12 protein-coding genes and 1 pseudogene are annotated in these 21,386 nt (G+C 49.4%); 10 read left to right on the plus strand and 3 right to left on the minus strand.

The features are described from left to right. Positions 1–307: 307 nt before the first annotated feature. Positions 308–1,705, minus strand: coding sequence for an ISNCY family transposase (locus PAT9B_RS28465; protein ID WP_013511894.1), 1,398 nt, complete (start codon positions 1,703–1,705; stop codon positions 308–310). Positions 1,706–2,883: 1,178 nt separating this feature from the next. On the opposite strand from PAT9B_RS28465, the gene PAT9B_RS28470 reads away from it, so the two are divergent. From PAT9B_RS28470 to PAT9B_RS28490, 5 genes are all read left to right on the plus strand, one after another. Then, complete coding sequence (locus PAT9B_RS28470; protein ID WP_190274699.1) at positions 2,884–6,357, plus strand: hypothetical protein; 3,474 nt, start codon at positions 2,884–2,886, stop codon at positions 6,355–6,357. Between the two features lie 12 nt (positions 6,358–6,369). Further along, on the plus strand, positions 6,370–8,772 hold the full coding sequence (locus PAT9B_RS28475; protein ID WP_013512748.1) for a Hint domain-containing homing endonuclease: 2,403 nt from the start codon (positions 6,370–6,372) through the stop codon (positions 8,770–8,772). Between the two features lie 287 nt (positions 8,773–9,059). Next, positions 9,060–10,097, plus strand: coding sequence for a tyrosine-type recombinase/integrase (locus PAT9B_RS28480; protein ID WP_013512749.1), 1,038 nt, complete (start codon positions 9,060–9,062; stop codon positions 10,095–10,097). 794 nt (positions 10,098–10,891) lie between these two features. Beyond that, complete coding sequence (locus PAT9B_RS28485) at positions 10,892–11,476, plus strand: NAD(P)H-binding protein (protein WP_013512750.1); 585 nt, start codon at positions 10,892–10,894, stop codon at positions 11,474–11,476. A gap of 172 nt (positions 11,477–11,648) precedes the next feature. Further along, positions 11,649–13,004, plus strand: coding sequence for an MFS transporter (locus PAT9B_RS28490; protein ID WP_190274700.1), 1,356 nt, complete (start codon positions 11,649–11,651; stop codon positions 13,002–13,004). A gap of 8 nt (positions 13,005–13,012) precedes the next feature. Here PAT9B_RS28490 and PAT9B_RS28495 read toward each other — a convergent pair whose 3' ends face one another. Beyond that, a complete protein-coding gene (locus PAT9B_RS28495) occupies positions 13,013–13,939 on the minus strand; it encodes a LysR family transcriptional regulator (RefSeq protein ID WP_013512752.1) in 927 nt (308 codons plus the stop codon). Between the two features lie 150 nt (positions 13,940–14,089). Between PAT9B_RS28495 and PAT9B_RS28500 the strand changes: the two genes are divergently transcribed. The 4 genes from PAT9B_RS28500 to PAT9B_RS28515 all read left to right on the plus strand — a co-directional run bounded on the left by PAT9B_RS28500 (position 14,090) and on the right by PAT9B_RS28515 (position 17,230). After that, positions 14,090–14,656, plus strand: a complete 567-nt coding sequence (locus tag PAT9B_RS28500; protein ID WP_013512753.1) for a sugar O-acetyltransferase — start codon at positions 14,090–14,092, stop codon at positions 14,654–14,656. A gap of 35 nt (positions 14,657–14,691) precedes the next feature. Then, positions 14,692–15,126 (plus strand): nuclear transport factor 2 family protein, encoded by a 435-nt coding sequence (locus tag PAT9B_RS28505; RefSeq protein WP_013512754.1) that lies wholly within the window; start codon positions 14,692–14,694, stop codon positions 15,124–15,126. Positions 15,127–15,181: 55 nt separating this feature from the next. Beyond that, positions 15,182–16,327, plus strand: coding sequence for an iron-containing alcohol dehydrogenase (locus tag PAT9B_RS28510; protein WP_013512755.1), 1,146 nt, complete (start codon positions 15,182–15,184; stop codon positions 16,325–16,327). A 75-nt stretch (positions 16,328–16,402) separates the two neighbouring features. Beyond that, positions 16,403–17,230 carry an SDR family oxidoreductase gene (locus PAT9B_RS28515; protein ID WP_013512756.1) on the plus strand — a complete coding sequence of 276 codons (828 nt, stop codon included), beginning with the start codon at positions 16,403–16,405 and terminating at the stop codon, positions 17,228–17,230. 22 nt (positions 17,231–17,252) lie between these two features. Here the strand turns inward: PAT9B_RS28515 and PAT9B_RS28520 are convergent, their stop codons facing one another. Further along, the gene (locus PAT9B_RS28520) at positions 17,253–17,840 is read right to left on the minus strand and encodes a recombinase family protein (protein WP_013512757.1); all 588 of its coding nucleotides are present in this window, start codon (positions 17,838–17,840) and stop codon (positions 17,253–17,255) included. 160 nt (positions 17,841–18,000) lie between these two features. Between PAT9B_RS28520 and PAT9B_RS28525 the strand changes: the two are divergent. Next, positions 18,001–20,855: pseudogene (locus PAT9B_RS28525) on the plus strand (Tn3 family transposase). Positions 20,856–21,386: the final 531 nt, after the last annotated feature.

Here is a 21,386-nt window from a genome sequence, read left to right on the forward strand (position 1 = left end):
TGGTGCGGATATTTTTTATCGAGTAATTTGCTCTCGAGATGCGCACAAAAATATCGCAGACAGCATATCCCAAATAATGAGAAAACCCGACAGGTGATGACTCTGAAACATTTGTACAAACTTTACTGTGCCATTAAAAGTGTGACCGTCAGGTATCCAGAACTGACAAGATTTTTCCTTGTTTTGCCTGCGCTATTTTTTCATTTAACATAATTAAATTTTTTATTTGATGCGCTGTTAAAGCTAAGCAGAGATGACCGGGTCCAGGCTAAGCTGAGTTGTCCGTCTGTTGTGTTAAACGCAGGGTCTAACGGCCAAATATTTCTTCACTGCGCGTCTGCAAATCATTCACGGCTTCCAGCAAATCGTCTTCGTTGATGGCCCGCTGCCGCTTTTTTGCCGGGTCCTTTTTAGCGCTTCTGCGGCTTGGTCCGTTACCAGCCGGAAGTCCCTGAGAGCGCGTGTTATCACGCTTGTCCTGCATCAGCTTAGCCACCGCCAGCGCGTGGCCCAGCCGCTTATTATCAATGATGGCACCCTGGTCAACCTCAGACAGCCGGTCATAGGCAGAGTAGGGAAGTACCGTGCCGTGACTCCTGAGCTCAATCCGTCCATCCGGGTACTGCCACGCATCCAGATACTTACCCATCGCGCGGCGGCTGTCATCGTTATCTTCCAGCAGCAACAGCATTTTATCGTAGCGGACCGTCAGCGATTTTGAGACCTTGCGCGGCTCACGCCAGGTAAATATCAGGTTGAGGTCGTCGTCCGCATCGAGCGGCCGGTGAACGTCAAAATCGTGCCTCGGTGCCTTCGCAAAACGGCGGTTGTAGTCCGCCATAAACTCAGCGGCAAAGGCGTTGGCCGCGTCAGGCGTACTGATGCCATGCAGCCTGAGCTCCTTGACCAGCCGGTCCTGCAACGTGAGATGCGCACGCTCCACGCGGCCCTTGGCAGAGCTGGTATTGGCGCAGATGCCGGTGATGTTCAGCTCGTTCATTGCTCGTCCGAACTGCGTCTGACCGTCGCCGCCGGTCGCATTTTTATTGTTGATGCGGAACACACTGGCTTTGTCGCTGTAAAACGCCAGCGGCTTGCCGTGCTGCTCCAGATAGCCGCGTGTGGCTTCAAAATAGGTGAACGTGGACTCTGATTTTACAAAATGCAGCTGCATCAGGCGGCTGGTCGCATCATCGACGTAAACCAGCAGCGTGCAGGCCGGACCGCGGTCTTCAAACCACCGGTGGTCGCAGCCGTCGATTTGTATCAGTTCGCCGACGCAGGCACGGCGGCAGCGTGGCTGCTGGATCTTCGGAGCGCGCTGCCTGCGCGGGATCCAGAGCCCGGCGCGCGTCATCAGCTTACGTACCGTCTCCTTGGATAACACCACGCCGTGAAGTTCGGCCAGCTTCTCGCAGGCCAGCGTCGGGCCGAAGTCAGCATAACGTTCGCGGATGATCTGAATGGCGTGTTCAGCAAGGCCTTCGGGCAGTTGATAGTTACTGGGCTTGCCGCGCCGCCGGTCGGCCATGCCGAGCGGGCCATCAGTACGGTAGCGCTGGAGCAGGCGGCGGCACTGTCTGTCAGAAATACCGAGACGCTCCGCAGCGAGATGTGTTGTCAGCCGCCGGTCGACAACATCCTGAATCACTTTAAGCCGGTTAACTTCGTTCATCGTGAAAAACTCCGCACCAGAAGCCGTCATCTCAGGGTCCTCAGCAGGTTGCCCGAAGCGGCCAGGTAAGCTTAGCTTAAAACGGTAATCTCAGCTTTGCTTCTATATTCTATATGCGCACAATCATCATTATGTTAAATAACATGCCCGACTAACCCCGCAATACCATCCCCTCCGGTAGCGGCACGATTTGTCGCGCAGGTTTTACAGCACAGTAGTCAGAACAGCGCGATAAATTGCGTCGCTACGTAAAATCTTGCCGATCCCCCCAGGTTATTTGATTGACCGCGGTGATTTTGAACGTTTCGGATGACGTTTAATGTTCATGAATATCCCACACTAAAAAGCATTAAATTAATTTAATATATGCTATTTTTTCGCTAATTATTTGTGTGTTATATCATATTGAATTAATTGAAAATAATTAACATGGAAAAATAAATGTCCTGATAATTCAAGATAGGTGAGCATTTAAATATTATATTAACCGCGATATTGCATTTTTCATGTAGGTCAGCCATATATTGATATCGCCAGTTTAGACATGTGAAACTCATAAACCTTTTATGATCAGTAGCTTATGTAGTTTATTATCCGAAAATTAAATATGTTGTTTGTCTGCATAACCCTTTGTTTTCCACAAATATTGTTGAGGAATTCTAATGAACGCAGCTCAGCTTTTCTCGGAACACACCGCCCGCAAAGCGCAACAAGATCTTGAAAAAAAACGTATTCTACATGCCCAACCGGAGGTTATTAACCTCAGCCTTAGTCGCATGAACATTTTTAACAATTCGCAACGTGAAATCCCCTCTTTAGTGACTTTGCTGCGCCCTGTTCCCCAGGATCCTGCGCAGGACCAACTTTTTATTGATCATCTTCCGTTACCGCGCGATGCCTGGCATTACGATAATAAAGATCGCGTACTGAGCTGGCGTGGCGCATACGGAGGCGGTCGAATCAACTTAGTCCATGCTGGCCACGGCGGTCTGGGTACGATTGGATCAGCCAACGACTCTGCCTCAGTTTATGCGTCTTCTACTGCCAATTTTTCCTGTGATGTCGCTTTAAACTGCGGCGCTATCTATGAAACCAGCGGCGGAAACGTTACCGGGTTTCGCTGGGATCCTGCATCACCCGCCTGGACTCAGGCCGCATGGGTTTCACGGCGTTTATATTTAAGTTACACAGTCACGACTGGTGGTCCGATGCAACCGCCAACCTTCGCTTTTACCTTCACCGACAATCAGACGGAGTCTATCCCGTGGTCACCCGCCCTGGGGAGTTTCAATGCTACCTTGCAAATGGGCAATCGGCAGGGCCTTACGGTGTGGGACCTGACTTTTAAATCCGACATCGAACCGGCAGATGACAGCGGAGACCCGGCAACGGGGCCTGATACGGTATTTCCCTACTGGATGCAGCTGATTGAAGACGCCAGCGCCAATCATCTGGACGGCGTGATGATGATTGACGATCTGGCACCCAAAGGTACTCTCGTTGGTGTGCGTGGCACGCGGCAAAATGCGCTGATTACCGGCTATTACCTGTTCCAGCCCCAGGCGGCACCTGTGGGGATCTTTGCTGGTCGCCTGGTGGCTGACGGAAAACCTATTGCCCGCTCCTGGCTTGAGGGCAATACGCTGTACTGGAATGCGTTGCCTGTGGAAATCCAACAGCGCTGCGGCCTGCCGGCCACGGGGCAGGCCACGTTTAACTCCGATGGCAGTATCGCCAATGTGCTGAACGGCTCTTCTTCCCTGAGGCGACTAAGCGCCAGTATGGCCATTACCTCACTGGCTGCCCATCAGGATATCCATCCCGCGCTGAATGTGCGCCATGGCGATACGCTAAAATCACTGCTCGCTTCACCGCTGGATATCTATGGTTTGCTCAGCATGAACCCCTTCGCTCAGAATGACAGCGGTCAATGGGGAGATGCGGTACAAAATGCAGTTACTAATGATCTCAACAGCATTATGAACAGTTTTATCCCGTCCAAAATGTGGCAGCTATTGTTCCCATCAACGCCCCAGCAACCGTTGAGCGGTGAACTGGCTGTCGTCGCCAATTCGCCGGTTTCCGGTGTAGCGGACCCTTCCGCCTGGTATCAATCTTTAGCAACGGCAGTCATGACATCTGGCATGTCCGGCGGCTCGGATAAGAACTGCGCCAATATGAATGGTGCCCGGGCCGACCAATGGCTGAAGGCACAAACCGGGACATCCCCGGTGTATTACACTCACAGTCAGCTATTGTTCAAAAATGAATGGCAGAAACGTTTTCCTCTGATCGGACAGTATCTGAGCGATCAGGTGACTAACGCCTTGTTGTATCAACCGCAAATTGATGCTCAGATCCAGTTCAGCATCAATGATATTAATACCAACGTGGTGGCGGATTCGACGGATCCCAATATGAAAGAAAACCTGATTGCTCAGGTAAAAACCGTCGGTGACTATGCGAGGGCGCAAAAACTTTACTGGGCTTTTGCCTTTTTTACCTACAATACTACCCCGGCTATTCTGGCGAATATTGGCCTTCAGATGGGAATTAATACTGGCTCCAGTGATGGCACAACCTTATCCCGGCTATTCCAGCAAAACGTCTCTACTCTAACGGCTCTCGACCCTTCCGGCTACTTTGCCAAACAGTATATTTCAACCATCAATATTTTTATGGCGACGAATATTCTGCCAAGCATGTTTGGCTTTACCGGTGATGCCGATAATTTCGATATGATTAAGCAGTATCTGCAATATTTTGTGGATAAGAACCTGGCGAACGAAGACCAGCAGATTGCCCAGGCCGCTGCGCAGATAAAAAGTATTCTTGATGATGCCGAAGCCGATAAGATCCTGCACGATTCCATCAATGCCTTGCGCGGGCTATCGGGCGCCATTAGGGACACCCTCGCCTTACCCTTCGTCGCAAACCGATTTGTGAAATGGTTCTCCACCAATTACCCACGACTGAATACCGTTGCCAATCTATTCGGTTCCATTCTGATCGGCGGGATCACCGGGTTGGCCGTGTTTAATCTTTTTTCACAATTCAAACAATGGGACAAGCTGAGTCCTTCGCAAAAGGCCCAGGTCATAGTCGATGCCTCTCAGGTGGGTTTGCAAATTGTTGCCGCCGTCGTCAAACGAGGTGTACGCATCTACTCCATCTATGGCGTTGAAGGCATGACAACCTGCCAACGCACGGCGGCCATCTCCAAAATCGTGGTGATAGGTGAGGACAGCATCCTTGACCAAAGCCTGGTACGTATTGGCAACAGCGCTGCGCGCTGGCTCGCGGATACGGAAGGGACCATGGGGAAAATAGCCGTGATGAACGAAGGGGCGGTAACGGCTGTTTTGGTTAACAGCGCCGAAACCGTAATGGAAGAAGCTGGCTGGGTCGGTAAGATTCTTGGTAGAAACCTGGAAGAGTTCATTGCCACTCGAATCGGACCTATCTTTATTCTGGCTGGTATTGGATTTAGCCTGTATTCGCTAATTAAAGGTGAAAAAGGCATTGCCCTGGCTACGGATGTCATCAATATCATCAGTGGTTCTTTGATGCTGTTTGCCACCATCGGAGAATGGGCCATTTCCGGCGGATTTATCGCCGGTGAAGGTGTGCTCGCCGGGCTAATTTCTGCCGCAGGCCCACTGGCAATATTGCTGGCACTTGCCGGGATCGCACTGATGATATACGAAATGACCCGTACCCCACCGGATCCTGTCAAAGAATTTGTCGATACCTACGTCCGCCCTGCGGGTTTCTATATAAGCTCCCGCGCCAGCAGCATTGATTACGTAACTCAATATGCCAATGTGGACCAGCAAAACTTGCTGATGATCGGCTTCACCTTAGGCATTAACGGCAAGCTGCTCAGCGTCGGCAATGACAGGAGCATTAGCATCATTAGTGCCGCATCCAGCCTGCCGGATAGCGTCTGGCAGGTCACTACGGATGGCTACGGCTTAAGCCAGATCCTGACGGCCATTCAGCCTGACCCGACCGCACCACCGGTGGTGGCTTACCTCAGTCTGATGAGTGATAACAGCCTTTCATTCCAGCCCAAATGGGTCCCTGCATCCTCAACAACAGCAAATACTGATGGCGTGACGGTCGTCACTCAAACCTGGCTGAGCACCCCGCAGGGTGATGCCCGCCTGACCAGTGATAACAAATATCTGGCCGCACTTAACCTCACGCTGAGATCGGTTATTCCTGATAGTCAAGGCAACTACGTACCAGCCAATGCCTCAGGCTATATCATCAGTACGCCAACGGGGGTGGGGTATAGCGCGTCGACGGGCTCCACATTTACCCTGACCGTGTCAGGTATGAAGCCTAACTATATGCGAATGATGGATGTCGCCTTCCTCGTGGATACGACGCCATCGCAGCAGCAGACCTATGGCGCTGCCTTTGGCGTTTACCCCAGCACGCCGATGGCTTATACGCTGTCTCCGGCCCCCGCCGCTTTCCTGACGTTCAGCACGCAGACCGGGCAGCTTGCACCTAACGGGGGCGTAGCCACGCCAGCCTCATCAACCATCTACACGCTGGGAGCCAGTAATACCTTAGGGAGTGAGGCGGCCAGCTTCACCCTCTCAGTCGCTCCACCGCCGCCGGTGCCAGCGGCAGTTACCCAGGCCCCTGTATCTATCGTTAGCGTGATGTAGCAGGAGCGCAAAATGAGTAGTTATCAACAGCTACAACAGCAGTTTGTGCAAGAGATTGAGGGCGGGATCGGCGTGGCTATTCGCACGGTGGGCGATGACCCGCTCAGCGGGCCGCTGGTCGGGTTGATTAATGCGCTACCTTTCTATGGCGATAGCAGCTTTATTCAGTGTCACCGGGGGACGTTGATTAACCTGTTACAGGTCAATTTACCCAACTCGCGGATTGCGCCGGAGCCGTCAAGCTCTGGTGTCACGGTCACCATATTGATGGAATATACGGGACCCTATTCCGGCTACCGGGATGCGTTCTACAACGGCATCACACCAAACGCTGGCGGGCAAGAGGTTGCCACCCAGGTTCAGGCAATGCAGCCCGCGTTGAACAGCACCTGGTGGAGTAACTACGGCGTCAGTATTTTAAGTGATGCCATCCGGCTCAGTACCTCTATCCCCCTGGATACGGGGAAACTCTCCGGGGCACTGTCTGGGGCCCATAGCGCATTAATGCCCGCCCTGACAGCCAGCTATCTGGGGGTTTTTACCCAGGGCTATGCGCCAACGTCGGCGGCCTTGAGGCCCATTATGAATAACGGGCAGGGACCGCAATCAGCACAGCTTCTGGCCCAGGCCATCGCTCGCGGCCAGTTCACCGCTAATATTAACCAGGCCATATCCGCTGGCGGTGACAGCACCAACGCGGCTGTCTGGTTTCTGTTTAATTTATGGGTCACCCTTAAAGCCCTTGGGGCGGCAGATGTGGATGCGGTTATTCAACAGAGTCAGACACAGGGACTCATCGTTCCGGCTCCTGTGGGGCCGGGCTCTTGGTGGAATGGCGGCTATACCCAGTGGTATACCGCCCTGAGTGGCAGTGATGTGCAGGCGAAAATCGCACCGCGCATCAGTGATGCGATGCCGGAAAAGGAGACCATCATTCAGCGTGTACCTCCCGACGGGTTTCCGATTTCCAATACCTTTAATAAAACAGTCAACAATGGCTATCCGTTAAGCCTTTGCCAGTGGGGAAACCTGAACTGGTTTCCCCCGCCCTCATCAAGCTGTTTTGGCAAAGGTACTCAGGTGCTGATGGCGGATGGTTCAGGTAAAGCCATTGAGACCCTTAATGTCGGAGACGAGGTGATGTCCAGTCAGGGGGCGCGCAAAATTGTCCTGATTGAATCACCTTTGCGCAGGGAGCGTAGCCTTTATCAGCTTAATAAACTGCCAGTCTTTGCGACAGCGGCACACCCTTTTCGTACTCAGGAAGCCGATAACTGCCTTCGCACCTCTATCGACCCGTGGAGCACAATCGATTCGGTTCCCAGCATGATTGCCGGGGGAGTCAGTGCGCTGTCCAGGGGCAGCGTGCTTGCAGGGCTATCCAACGGCCAGCATGTGCCAGTGTCCGTTACCTCTATTGACCAATATCCTGCCACTGAACCGGAGGAAAGGGTTTACGATCTTTTGCTGGAAAACTGGACTCAGGGGTATGTCACCTGGTTTGTCGGCGGGCCGTCAGTCTATTGTGCAGTGGATGCCGAAACCGCCGATCCGGCCTATGACAGGCTCTGCACTTTAGCCATTGTGTCTGCCATGAACGGAGCTATTGATGCCTGTCGCACTAATTTCAGCGGTCAGGATCAGCAAATGGCGCAGGCTATTGCCAGCCTGAATATCGACGCTGTGATACCTTTCAACGCATGTTATCAGGAAAGCGACGATAAGCTGGCGCTGCCGAGAGTCCCTGATACGGACTTCTTTTTACAAAATGGCCTCTGGGATAGTTGTGCCTCACAGCTTGAAGCTCAGCTGATTCGACATCATGCCCGTGGCATCCGACGATGGCTAAACCCGGCGGTGAGCAACGGTACAACTGTCGCGTCGGACCAATGGTACTTTGCGCTACGGGACATAGAGCTAACGGGTGACTACCCCATTCCACCGGGTACGGCTCCGTCTTTTACTCTGACCAGCTATTCTGCACAGGTGGGGGGAAAAAGCATTTGTACGACGCTGGATACTGCTGATGTCAGCCGCTACTTTCTGGCACCTGATACCCTGATTGCCATTGATTCCCCGCAGACGAAAGACGGGCTAATAGCAATACGTGGCCAACTCTGTGTAGATGGTCATTGCCATAGTGAGTTTTACTGTGACGTAAGCGGGCTGGATCTGGGCGGTAAGATAACGGAGCACTTTCTCTACCATCCCAAAGGGCCGATTGTTGGACGGCTGGCGTTGGCTATCCAGAGTGATAGCACTGTCCCGGCCGTTGCCAATAGCATTAATACACGGGTTATAGCGGGACAGACGCCAAAAATGTACCACGCAGTCAATCTTGGGCAGCAGTTGGGGGAACAGCTTTCGGGCCTCAAACCGCCATCAAAACACTCACTTTCTACGTCATCACCTTAGCCTCTCCAACAGGCAGAGGGATTTATCCTCTGCCTGATATTGCGATCCTTAAAATCCTAACTTTACATAATGCCAATTATGTAAAGTTAGGTTCTTCCCACCGTTCCGGGGTATGATTACTGTCTGCCGGGAGACGAATTTGTCGCAGTATTGGCATCGGGTGCAGCGGAAAAAAACGCTCATTAATTGGGCGTCGCTACATAAAATCTGCAAGGAATTGACCCACGCGATATCGCAGAATTGGCGTAGCGCGATCACTACCACCATCGATGAATTAATGAGCAGCAATGACAGAGTTTGTTCAGAAATCCAGCCAGATTCTCACCTTTCCCGCAGAGAGTGATATTGCCGCGCGGCTACAAGAGTTTGTGCAGGACAGAGAAGCCTTTTCAACCAATACTTGGTCACAGCTGATGAGTGTGATGGCGGTTTGTTGGCGCTGGTCGCAGGAAAACCAACGTAGCTTTTTACCGATGCTATCGAGCGATCTGCGGGACTATCTTTCCTGGTTACAACAAACCGGACGCGCTTCAAGTACGATTTCCACGCATGCATCATTGATTGCAATGTTACACCGTAACGCTGGCGTGACGCCGCCAAATGTTTCTCCGCTAATTTATCGTGTGATGAAGAAAATAAATCGTATGGCGGTGGTTGCAGGAGAACGTGTCGGTCAGGCTGTCCCCTTCAGATTGAGCGATTTAGATACCATCGATGATCATTGGGCGGATTCCGGGCGGTTGCAGGAATTACGCAATCTGGCATTTTTGCATGTTGCTTACAGCACGCTTTTGCGTATCAGCGAAATTGTACGCATTCGGGTACGCGATATTTCGCGATCTGCGGACGGGCGCATTATTCTCGACATCTCCCACACCAAAACTATCGTTATGACCGGTGGCTTGATTAAGGCGCTGAGCGCATTTTCAAGTCAGCGGCTGGATGAGTGGCTGAACGCGTCCGGTCTTCGGGGAGAACCGGATGCATTTCTGTTTTGTCGGGTACATCGTTCGAATAAGGCCCTTCCATCGGAACATCAGACGTTGAGTCGTCCGGCGGTCGAGGATATTTTCCGTAAAGCCTGGCGAGTCGCGGGTATTTCAGGCTCTGCCAGCGCAAACAAAAACCGCTATCGCCAGTGGAGTGGGCACAGTGCCCGCGTCGGTGCGGCACAAGACATGACGCGCAACGGCTACCCTATTGCGCAGATCATGCAGGAAGGTACCTGGAAAAAACCGGAAACGCTGATGCGCTATATTCGTAATGTTGAGGCTCATCAGGGAGCGATGGTCGATATGATGGAAAAAAAGAAAAGCCGAGAATGACGGGACGATTTTGATTAGATATTTTTTCATGTCGTAGGGGGCCGTTTGGGGTACGGTCTATACCTTCCGGTAATGCCAGCGATTCAATTGTAGAGTGACTTCTCCCCCGGCCAGAGTATCAACTCAGCACCGGGAAACAAAAAAGCCCGATCACACCAGTCAGGCTTTTTTGCATCTGATGTAAATCAAATCAGCGCGCTACGTGAAATCTGGAAATTTTAGGTGGCGTAATGGGGCCTAAAGGTGAGATCCCCATATGCTATGCGACCACCTAATGATACCTTGACTGTTGATTAAGTAGTAAGTTTCGGGAAATCAGGTATTCCGATACATCGACTGCCAGAGGTTTTGGATTACAGCCTTGCTGGAGAATACAGAGTAGCCAAAAAGGTTCGGGGTGGTTAGCCCCCAGCCTTAGTTAGGTTTCAGCTGCCATCAATCGATGGTTGATCCCGGATTGTCTCTCACTGCTTGGATCGTTCAAGTCTCCTTAAACGGGGCCCGCTTGGAAAACGGAAAATATCCCACGTTAAGCCCGTTTTTTGTATACGCAGGCATCAAGGCCGAGATCCTTTGATATTCCTCCGTCATCCATCAGTACGATGTATGACGCTCTTGCCGCTGAGTCGCTGAGTCGCTGAGTCGCTGGTGAAGAGTACTTTCCTCTGTATTTACCCGCTACAAATTCACTCAATAATTCCTGATTTATGAATACTGAAAGCAAAATAAATCCACATACAATGATAAACGATCCATTTACACTGTCTGCATACTAATTAATGAGAGATAAATAAATGGCTAATGTATTGATTCTTGGCGCTGCCGGTTCCCTGGCGCGAGTTGCTACACGCTATCTGCTGGATAACAGCGAAGCCCAACTGACACTTTATTTACGTCAGTCAGACCGGTTGAGCAATCAGGATCCCTCCCGGATAAAAATCATTGAAGGGGATGTTCTTGATACCCGTCAACTTAAAGCCTCAATGGTGGGACAAGATATTATTTATGCCAACCTGAGCGGTGATATGAAAAGACAGGCGCAGTGTATTGTGCAGGCAATGAAAGATGTCGGTGTCAGGCGGCTTATCTTTATCAGCTCGATGGGTATCTATGATGAAGTTCCAGATCAGCACTATGGTGCAGTGCTGACACCTTATCGGGAGTCGGCTGCCGTGGTAGAAGCCTCTGGTCTGGAATACACGATTATCCGCCCAGGATGGTTTACCAATGGCAGTGATGTGGATTATGTACTCACCAAAAAAGGGGAGACGTTCATGGGGAGCAGTGTGTCCCGGTTAAGTATTGCTGATCTGATCACTCAGGTGGTTATCACTCCAGCCCTTTATTCAGGTGACAGTCTGGGCATTGCCCGCGCATAAAGCTGAATAGAGGTATTTATGCTTAACGCAAGATCAATTTTTTGACGCTTATGGTGCGTTAAATTTTTCGAAAAACGCCAGACGGTATCCCTGATTTAAGATTCCACGCCAGAAGAGAAATTAAATGTTGTCCAGTACGTCAATAAATACGCCAAGCAGGTACTCGCATCCCATGACTATCCTGACCATCGTATTGATGAGCTATGTCATGATTGTTATTGATAACTCGATTGTAATTACAGGATTACCAAAAATTCAGAATGAGTTTCATTTCAGCGCTACTGGATTATCCTGGGTATCGAGCGCATATGCGCTTACGTTTGGTGGTTTTCTGCTTCTCAGTGCGAAAGCGGGTGATATGTATGGGCGTCGAAAAATGTTAACTCTGGGTCTGGGGTTGTTTTCAATTTCTTCGTTAGCCATTGGGCTAAGCCCGGGCGCTGAATTTTTGGTCACCGCAAGGGCTATTCAGGGGGTCGGTGCTTCAATTCTTGCCCCTTCAACACTTGCAATACTCCAGGTGACGTTTCAGCCTCCCCATAAAAGAGCTAAAGCGATATCTTACTATGCAGCAGCCGGTGGCCTATCCGCCAGTATTGGACTTGTTCTGGGGGGACTGGTAGCTGACTTACTTTCCTGGCGTGTGGGTTTTTTGATTAACGTACCTATTGGCATTGTATTGATTTGGGCCGCAAACAGATTTATTCCTGAGACAGAATTACACATCGGCAGACTTGATATTCCTGGTACTGTTTTATCCTCAGCCGGGATGGCCGCTATTATTTATGGAACGATCTCATCTGCACAGGTGGGATGGCATAGTAGTATTACACTTTTGGCATTGATTGGGGGGATAGCCTTACTTGCTGCGTTCATTTTCATTGAGTCCAGAATAAGCGATCCTTTAATACCTTTACGTCTGTTTCGTAGTTGGGAGAGATCCGGTGCATATGCCGCCCGGTTGCTGTATATTGGCGCAGCAATGGGTTTTTTCTTTTACTCAACACTATTTATGCAGGGCGTTCTTGATTATTCGCCAATTCAGGCCGGATTTGCATTTTTACCCTCCATGCTCGTCAATTTCGTTACTGCGCTTTATGTCCCTGCCTTATCCTCTCGTGTCAAAAGCAGGAATATCCTTTTGGTCAGCCTGATTTCAGCACTGGCGGGTATATTAATGTTATGTACCCTTTCAGAGACATCAGGATATATTGATGGGCTCCTAACACCCATGATTTTCATCGGGTTCGGAATGGGGGGCGCGATGGGGCCTCTGACGTCATCAGGTATTGGCGGTGTTGAGCCAGGGGATGCCGGTGCGGCATCTGGCGTGGTAAATGCCGTACATCAGGTCGGTGGGGCTCTTGGGATCAGTGTTATGGTCGCAGCCGCTGAAACCAGAGGGCAGTTTTTAACCGGTCAGGAACGTCTTGCCCATCAGGTCGATAATGCTTTCATCGCAGCGGCTGTCCTCATAGCTACATCACTGATCATCGTGCTGTTCATCATGTCCAGACATAAAGAATAACGCTAAGGCTACTTCCGGGAGACCTGTTTCTGTTTGTGAAACAGGTCTCTGAGGATCTGGGTAAGCAGGTCAAAGACCAGACGAACTCTGGCAGGTAACAAAGGCTGATGGGGACGAAAAATATATAATTGCCAGGCCTGGAAGTTATACTCCGGCAAAATATTCACCAGCTCTCCGCGTTGTAAATAGGGACGTACTGTAATATCCGCCAGCTGGCTGTAGGTGCGGCCAGACAATGCAGCAGACAATTCACTGCTGATATCAGTGGCAATGAATGCAGGCCGGACAGGGAAAAAATTACTGCCATCAGCAAATTGCCATGCCCAGATCCGCCCGGAATTTCTGTTATACAGGGCGCTGAGCGGATAATTGTGCCGCAAATCCTGCAAAGAATCCGGCATGCCGTGGCGGGCAACCAGTTCCGGTGCAGCAACAATACTCACTCCTACGGGATGGATTGTTTTCACAATAAAACGGTTATCCGGAACGGTTCCAATACGTATGCCGATGTCAATTTGCTCGTCAATAATGTTGAGATGGGCATCTGTCGGCAGCCATTCAATGCTGAGTTGAGGGTAATCCAGTAAACTTTGCAGCAGGCGACGCAGAATATCGTGATTTTCAAAGAGTGGCGGGAGTGTAATTCGCACGTTTCCGGATATTTCGTGAGAATTGTGCTTGTTACCTTCAGCAAAGAGCATGTCACTGTCCACCAGTAGCGCTTCCGCTTTGGGCCAAAAAAGCTGTCCAAAAGGCGTTAACTTCATTTGGCGCGTGTTACGTACAAACAGCATCTCACCCAGTGTTTTCTCCAGTTCTGCAATGGCGCGGGTCACCAGTTGTGGTGCAATTCCCAGTCGTGTCGCGGTCTCCCTGAATTTAAGGGTTTCTGCGGCAGTACAGAAAATCTTTAGTGATTCTAGTTTATCCAGCATGATGTTCCCTGCATAAAGTGGGGACCTAAAGAAAACCAATTATACCTGAAATGAGAATTCTGAAAGTGGAAATAATTCATATACCAGAGATAATAATGCGCGGATAATTATTTTCATTGAGACAGTAATGACAATCAACAGGATACAAAAATGAAAGAGAATGATTTATATCAAAAACTTGCTGAAAGCAAACCCGTCAGCATGCGTTCTCCTGAATATGCGCAGGCAATCAGCGATATGGGAGAGAGCTGGAAAGTCACGCATGCCATTAACCATATGGCGACTGAATTCCTCGACGATACGCTACGTCCTCTCTTTACACAGCTTCTTGGTGAAGCTCTGGACGGTAGTTCACATATTCTGCCGCCATGTTACATCGATTTTGGTCGCCAGGTGAAAGTAGGAAAAAATGTCTTCATCAACCATAACTGCACCATGATGTCTGCTGGCGGCATTGAGATTGGTGATGATGTGCAAATCGGGCCACAGGTAACAATTACTACCACTAACCATGATTTTGACGATCGCTATACTCTTATCTGTAAACCAGTTCGTATCCACAATAACGTGTGGATTGGTGCCGGAGCACTGATTCTGCCTGGCGTAACGATTGGTGAAAACGCAGTAATTGCGGGTGGCGCGGTTGTGACCAGGGATGTGGAGCCTAACGTCGTTGTTGGCGGTAACCCTGCACGCGTGTTGAAACGACTGGATTAACTTTTATCTGTACAAATTTAATTAAGGAATGAAAAATGACTAATCACGAAATAGCCCAGCGCCTGGCGCTCAGAGAACTTGTCGATACTTTTTCTAACCTGGCTGATGAAAAAGATGTTGCAGCACAAATCCCCCTGTTTACTGCTGATGCACATATTAATGTTGTGATGGACGGTAAAGAAGTCTTTGATTTAAAGGGTCAGCAACAAATTCTTGATGCGTTCAGTGGCTATCTGGCACAGTTTTCCGTTGTTTATCATATTAACGGCCAGCAAACGGTAACCATTGATGGTGATGCGGCTGCGGGTATTGCCTATTGTCAGGTAGTATTAATCAAAGATGAGAATGGTCAGCGTATTAGGCAGACCAGCGGCGTGCGCTATCATGACCGTTATGTTTTTCAGAATGGGAAATGGTTGATAGCTGAACGTCTTTCTAATTTTATGTGGACTGATATACAACCAATGTAACAAACCTGAATTTTTTCAAAAATATAGCGTAAGCACAGATAAGGTAATAAGTAATATGAAAAACTTCACATGGTTTAACCCCACCACGCTTGATTTCGGGAAAGATAAAGAAAAAAATATTGGCGAGCATCTTGCAAAGCATGGCTCTCGACACGTTCTGATATGTTATGGCAGCGATAGAATTAAACGTGACGGGTTATTTTCCATAGTCACGGAGTCACTCGATAAAAACGGCATTACTTTTGTTGAATGCGGCGGCATCGTTAGTAACCCGACGCTGGGGAAAGTTCGGGAAGGCATCAATCTGGCTCGTCAGAATAATGTTGACGCAGTATTAAGTATTGGTGGTGGATCAGTACTGGACAGCGTTAAAGCTATCGCGGCGGGAGTACCCTATCAGGGGGACGTCTGGGATCTGTTTATTGGTAAAAGTAATATCGACAGTGCATTGCCCGTGTTTGATATTCTGACCCTGGCTGCGACAGGTAGTGAAATGAACTGTGGTGCCGTGGTAACCAATGAAGACACCGCACAAAAGTACGCGATTAACTCCGCTCATCTTTTCCCGGTTGTCTCGGTGGTTAATCCGGAATTAATGAAAACCATTACCCGTGAATATCTGGTTTATTCTGCCGCAGATATTATCGCACATTCTATTGAAGGCTATTTCACTGCAACACATCAGCCACGTTTCCACTCGCGAATGGTTGAGGCTATCATTAAAACCGTGATGGAAAGTACAGAGAAATTGCTGGTAGATCCATCAGATTATCATGCGCGTGCTGAGTTTGCCTGGGCATCCACGCAGGCACTGAATGGTTTAATATATTCCGGTACAGAAGGCTTCAGTTATCCGAACCATATGATTGAACATTCGTTATCCGCCCTGTTTAATGTCCCGCATGGTGCTGGTTTGTCTGTAGTTATGCCTGCGTGGATGAAGTGGTATCAGCCACGTAATACAGAGCAGTTTACCCGATTTGCGCGCGAAATTTTTGGACTCGAAACCGCAGAGCAAGGTATTACAGCACTGGAGGCCTGGTTTGATAAAATTGGCACACCAACCCGCCTTCCGCAACTGGGAATTACTGAAGTTAGCGCTGAACTTATTGAAAACATCCTGGGTAATGCTGAATGGTTCGGCATAAATGACATTTACACCCATAGTGTTGTTGTCGATATTATGAATAAAGCTCAATAATTTGCTCGTAGAAGATTTTCATTGGGAATGAAAATCTTCCTTTATATTCATCTCTGATAAACACTGGAGAAAACAATGAAAGACGTGATTGTTGTTATAGGCAGTGGATCTATTGCTCAGGCTATTGCACGTCGGGTTAGTATTGGTAAGCATATTTTATTGGCTGATATTAAACCTGAAATAGCAGAAGCAGTCGAACATACGTTATCACGTGCCGGGTTTGAAGTAAGTACCACGCTTGTTGATGTCAGTTCACGCGAATCCGTGCAAAATTTAGTAAAAGAAGCCTGCCATATTGGTGATGTAAAAGGTGTTATTCATACAGCCGGACTGTCTCCCTCTCAGGCGAAAGCGCAGGACATTATTCGAGTTGATTTATACGGTACGGCCATACTGTTTGAAGAGTTTGGCAACGTCATTGCGCCAGGTGGGTCAGCCGTTGTGATTGGTTCTCAGTCCAGCCACCGACTGAATGTTGATGCTTTCACACAAGCACAAGCGGATGCTCTGGCGACACTTGAGCCCGAGACGCTGCTCGAACTACCGTGGGTTAAGGAGGTTAATGATAGCCTGTACGCTTACCAGCTTTCCAAGCGAGGTAATGCTTTGCGCGTGATGGCTGAAGCAGTGAAGTGGGGAAAACGTGGAGCCAGAATAAACTGCATCAGCGCCGGGATTGTATACACACCGCTGGCCTATGATGAGCTGAATAGTGTTGACCGTGGTGCATTTTACCGGAATATGCTGGCTAAATCTCCTGCAGGTCGTGGCGGTACGCCTGATGAAATAGGTGCACTTGCTGAGTTTCTTTTTGGGCCGAATGGCACCTATATCAGCGGCAGCGATATATTAATCGATGGTGGTACGACGGCCTCGTATAAATATGGTGAGTTAAGACCGTAAAAGCCCGTTGTGTTAAACAGAACTAACAGTCTGAATATCTGGCAGCTTTTACTCTGAGAATAGTCTGTCGCGTGGTATTGAATTCACGAGCCACCGCACTCACAGTCACCCCTGTACTGAGTCGTTCCAGGACTAATTGCTTCTGGTCATCATTCAGTACGGAGGGACGTCCAAATCGTTTCCCTGATGCTTTTGCCCGTGCAATTCCAGAATGTGTTCTCTCAATGAGCAGATCGCGCTCAAACTCTGCAACCGCCGAGATCACCTGCATGGTCATTTTCCCGGCAGGGCTGGTGAGGTCGACACCGCCCAGCGCCAGACAGTGAACCCGAATTTCAGAATCTGCCAGCAGTTCAACTGTCTTTCTGATGTCCATTGCATTGCGTCCGAGACGATCTAGTTTGGTGACAATCAACACATCGCCATTTTCCATGCGGTTAAGCAGTCTGGTAAAACCAGGACGTTCACTGGCGGCAACCGAACCGCTGATATGCTCTTCAATCAGTCGCTGGGGTCTGATGGTAAAACCCGCCACTTCAATTTCACGACGCTGGTTCTCTGTTGTCTGTTCAAGGGTGGATACGCGGCAGTAGGCAAAAACCCGTGACATATTGCAAATTTCCGTACGAAATGGATGTACGAATTATAATGTATGTCCGAAATTAATTTAACTTACTTTCGGACATATTATTCGATTGCTGTACGAAACCGGTCAGTTTCGGTCACAGTCAATCCATAACATATGGAAACTATACGCGAGGGAAGCATTTATGCCACGGCGACAGATACTGAGCAGTGAAGAGCAGGATCGCTTACTTGTTATACCAGATGAGGAAATTATTCTGACCCGAATGTGTTTTCTGAATGAACAGGATATTGCACTCATTAATAAGCACCGTCGGCCAGCTAATCGCCTGGGTTTTGCGGTATTACTCTGTTACCTGCGCGGGCCAGGATTTAGTCCTGACAAAAGTAATTTCCCTCACAGTGGCGTCGTATCCAGAGTCGCTTCCCGACTGAAAATACAGCCTGATTTATGGCATGAATATGCATCCAGAGAGCAAACCCGCTGGGAACACCTGTCCGAACTTTATCGCTACCTTAAATTATCTCCATTCAGCCGGACACTGCAAAAAGGCTGTATCCGGCATCTGCACCCTTATGCGATGCGAACTGACAAAGGGTTTATGCTGGCGGAAGAAATGCTCAGTTGGCTGCATAACAATAATGTTATTTTCCCTTCTGTTGATGTGATCGAACGGACGCTTGCCGAAGTCGTCACGCTCGCTGACAGAGCCGTATTTTCGGCACTTGTCGCGCAACTGGAAACGCAGCATAAATCAGCTCTCGATAGCCTGCTCATATCAGAGGGTGAACAACCTACCCGACTCGCTTGGCTACTTCAGCCTCCGGGTAAAATCAACGGTAAAAATGTGCTGCAACATATCGATCGGCTTAATTCTATCGCCGCACTGGGATTGCCTGATGGTATTGCGCTTTCCGTTCACCAGAACAGGTTGCTCAAACTGGCACGTGAGGGCCGGAAAATGAGCAGTAGAGATCTGGCAAAATTTACCGATGTCAGGCGTTACGCTACGCTGGTTTGTGTCATTCAGGAAGCTCGGGCCACACTGACTGACGAAGTTATAGAACTGCACGAACGTATTCTGGGTAGCCTGTTCAGCCGCGCAAAACGCACACAGGCCGAACGGCTCCAGCAAACGGGAAAGCTAATTCAGAGTAAGCTGAAGCAGTATGCTTCCGTCGGGCAGGCATTGCTTAACGCCAGAGAATCCGGTGAAGATCCCTGGCTCGCAATAGAAGACGTCCTTCCCTGGCAGGAGTTCATCAGCAGCGTGGAAGAAACGCGATTTTTGTCCCGTAAAGGCAATTTTGACCCGCTTCACCTGATCACCGAAAAATACAGTACGCTTCGAAAATATGCCCCGCGAATGTTGTCAGTATTACAGTTCGTGGCGGCACCTGCGGCGCAAGCGCTTAGCGATGCTCTTGAGACTACAAGGGAAATCTACCGTAAGCAGCTCCGTAAAGTTCCGCCCGAAGCGCCAATAGGTTTTATCCCTGAAAGCTGGCGGAAACTGGTGCTCACGCCTTCAGGTATCGACCGCAAGTATTATGAGTTTTGCGTACTGAATGAGCTTAAGGGAGCGTTACGTTCCGGTGATATCTGGGTAAAAGGCTCGCGACGATACAGAAATTTTGATGATTATCTCATCCCGGTCACTGAGTTTGAGAAATCCCGACATAATGACCAGTTACAGCTGGCCGTTCAGACCGATTGCCAGGCATATATTCAGACCCGTATGACACTTCTCGCATCGCGTCTGGAAGAAGTTAACGCGATGGCTCTTGCTGGTGATTTGCCAGATGTTGATATCTCAGATAAAGGTGTGAAAATCACTCCGCTGGAGAACAGCGTTCCTTCAGGTGTTTCACCCTTTGCCGATTTGGTTTATGGCATGCTCCCCCATCCGAAAATTACGGAGATACTGGAAGAAGTAGACAGCTGGACGGGTTTTACACGTCACTTCGCACATCTCAAAAATAATAACGTCAGGCCAAAAGACGGAAGGCTGTTGCTGACCACCATTCTGGCCGACGGCATCAATCTGGGGCTGACAAAAATGGCAGAGTCCTGCCCTGGTGCAACAAAATCGTCACTCGAAGGCATTCAGGCATGGTACATCCGTGATGAAACCTATTCAGCGGCGCTGGCTGAGCTGGTCAACGCCCAGAAAGCCCGACCTCTGGCCGCATTCTGGGGCGACGGGAAAACATCGTCGTCAGACGGGCAGAACTTTCGGGTTGGCAGTCATGGGCGTTATGCAGGCCAGGTCAATCTTAAATATGGGCAGGAGCCGGGCGTGCAGATTTATACGCACATCTCAGACCAATATAGTCCGTTCTACGCCAAAGTGATCAGTCGGGTGCGCGACTCAACCCACGTGCTTGATGGTCTGCTGTACCATGAAAGCGAGCTGGAAATTACCGAGCATTACACCGATACAGCAGGATTCACTGAGCATGTTTTCGCCCTGATGCATCTGCTGGGCTTCGCTTTTGCGCCAAGGATCCGTGACCTTCATGATAAGAGGCTGTTTATTCATGGAAAGGTCGAGCGGTATCCGGGGCTTCAGTCCGTCATATCAACTACCAGCCTGAATATCAAAGACATTGAGGCTCACTGGGATGAGGTATTGCGCCTGGCAGCTTCGATTAAACAAGGGACTGTCACCGCATCGCTGATGATAAAAAAGTTAGCCAGTTATCCAAAACAGAATGGACTTGCCAAAGCACTGAGAGAAATTGGCCGCATCGAGCGGACATTGTTTATGCTGGACTGGTTCCGTGATCCTGGCCTGCGACGACGCGTACAGGCTGGGCTGAATAGGGGTGAGGCCCGTAATGCTCTTGCGCGAGCGGTATTCATGCACCGGCTGGGTGAAATCAGGGATCGTGGGCTGGAGAATCAGAGTTATCGCGCCAGTGGGCTGACGTTACTGACAGCGGAGATTACGTCTGGCGTAATAATCTTAAACTGGGGGCCGGAAAATACCGGTCATTACGCACTGTTGATACTGAATTGTACAAAAAGCAGTCTTAGCGTGGGATATTTTCCGTTTTCCATGCGGACCCCTAAACGTACAATAATTTCCGATATCCAAACGGATCCTTCGTGCATATTAGTTACATCATACATTTGCTTCAAAAAAACCACATCGGCCTGCGGCCCAACACCAGTCAAGCAACAATACCGGCGAGTTTCAGGTTGCTCCTCTACCCAGCCTGTGAGGCATGATGGCGAAGTGATTTTGAGCAAGCACCCTTTTGTTTGTTGTAACTAATTCATTATCGGCGTGCACGTTACCACTCTCCCTGCCACCGCTAATTATTAATGAGAAAACTTAACCCATAATGGTTAAACCATTGGCATATGCCCCCCTTCATTAATACCTGATAGCATGAATATTTATTAAATTTAAAAAAAGCCCATTTCCGGGTCAGATATGGGCGAAGATCACTTCTTTTATTTTATATTTTTACTAGTATTTCCCTGGCGCTGCATTTGTTAACTGCAAGTATGCTGTTTTAATACAGATATGAAAGGTTGACTTCAGGTAGGGTCACTTTTATG

This window comes from Pantoea sp. At-9b (genome assembly GCF_000175935.2).
GTDB lineage: Bacteria > Pseudomonadota > Gammaproteobacteria > Enterobacterales > Enterobacteriaceae > Pantoea.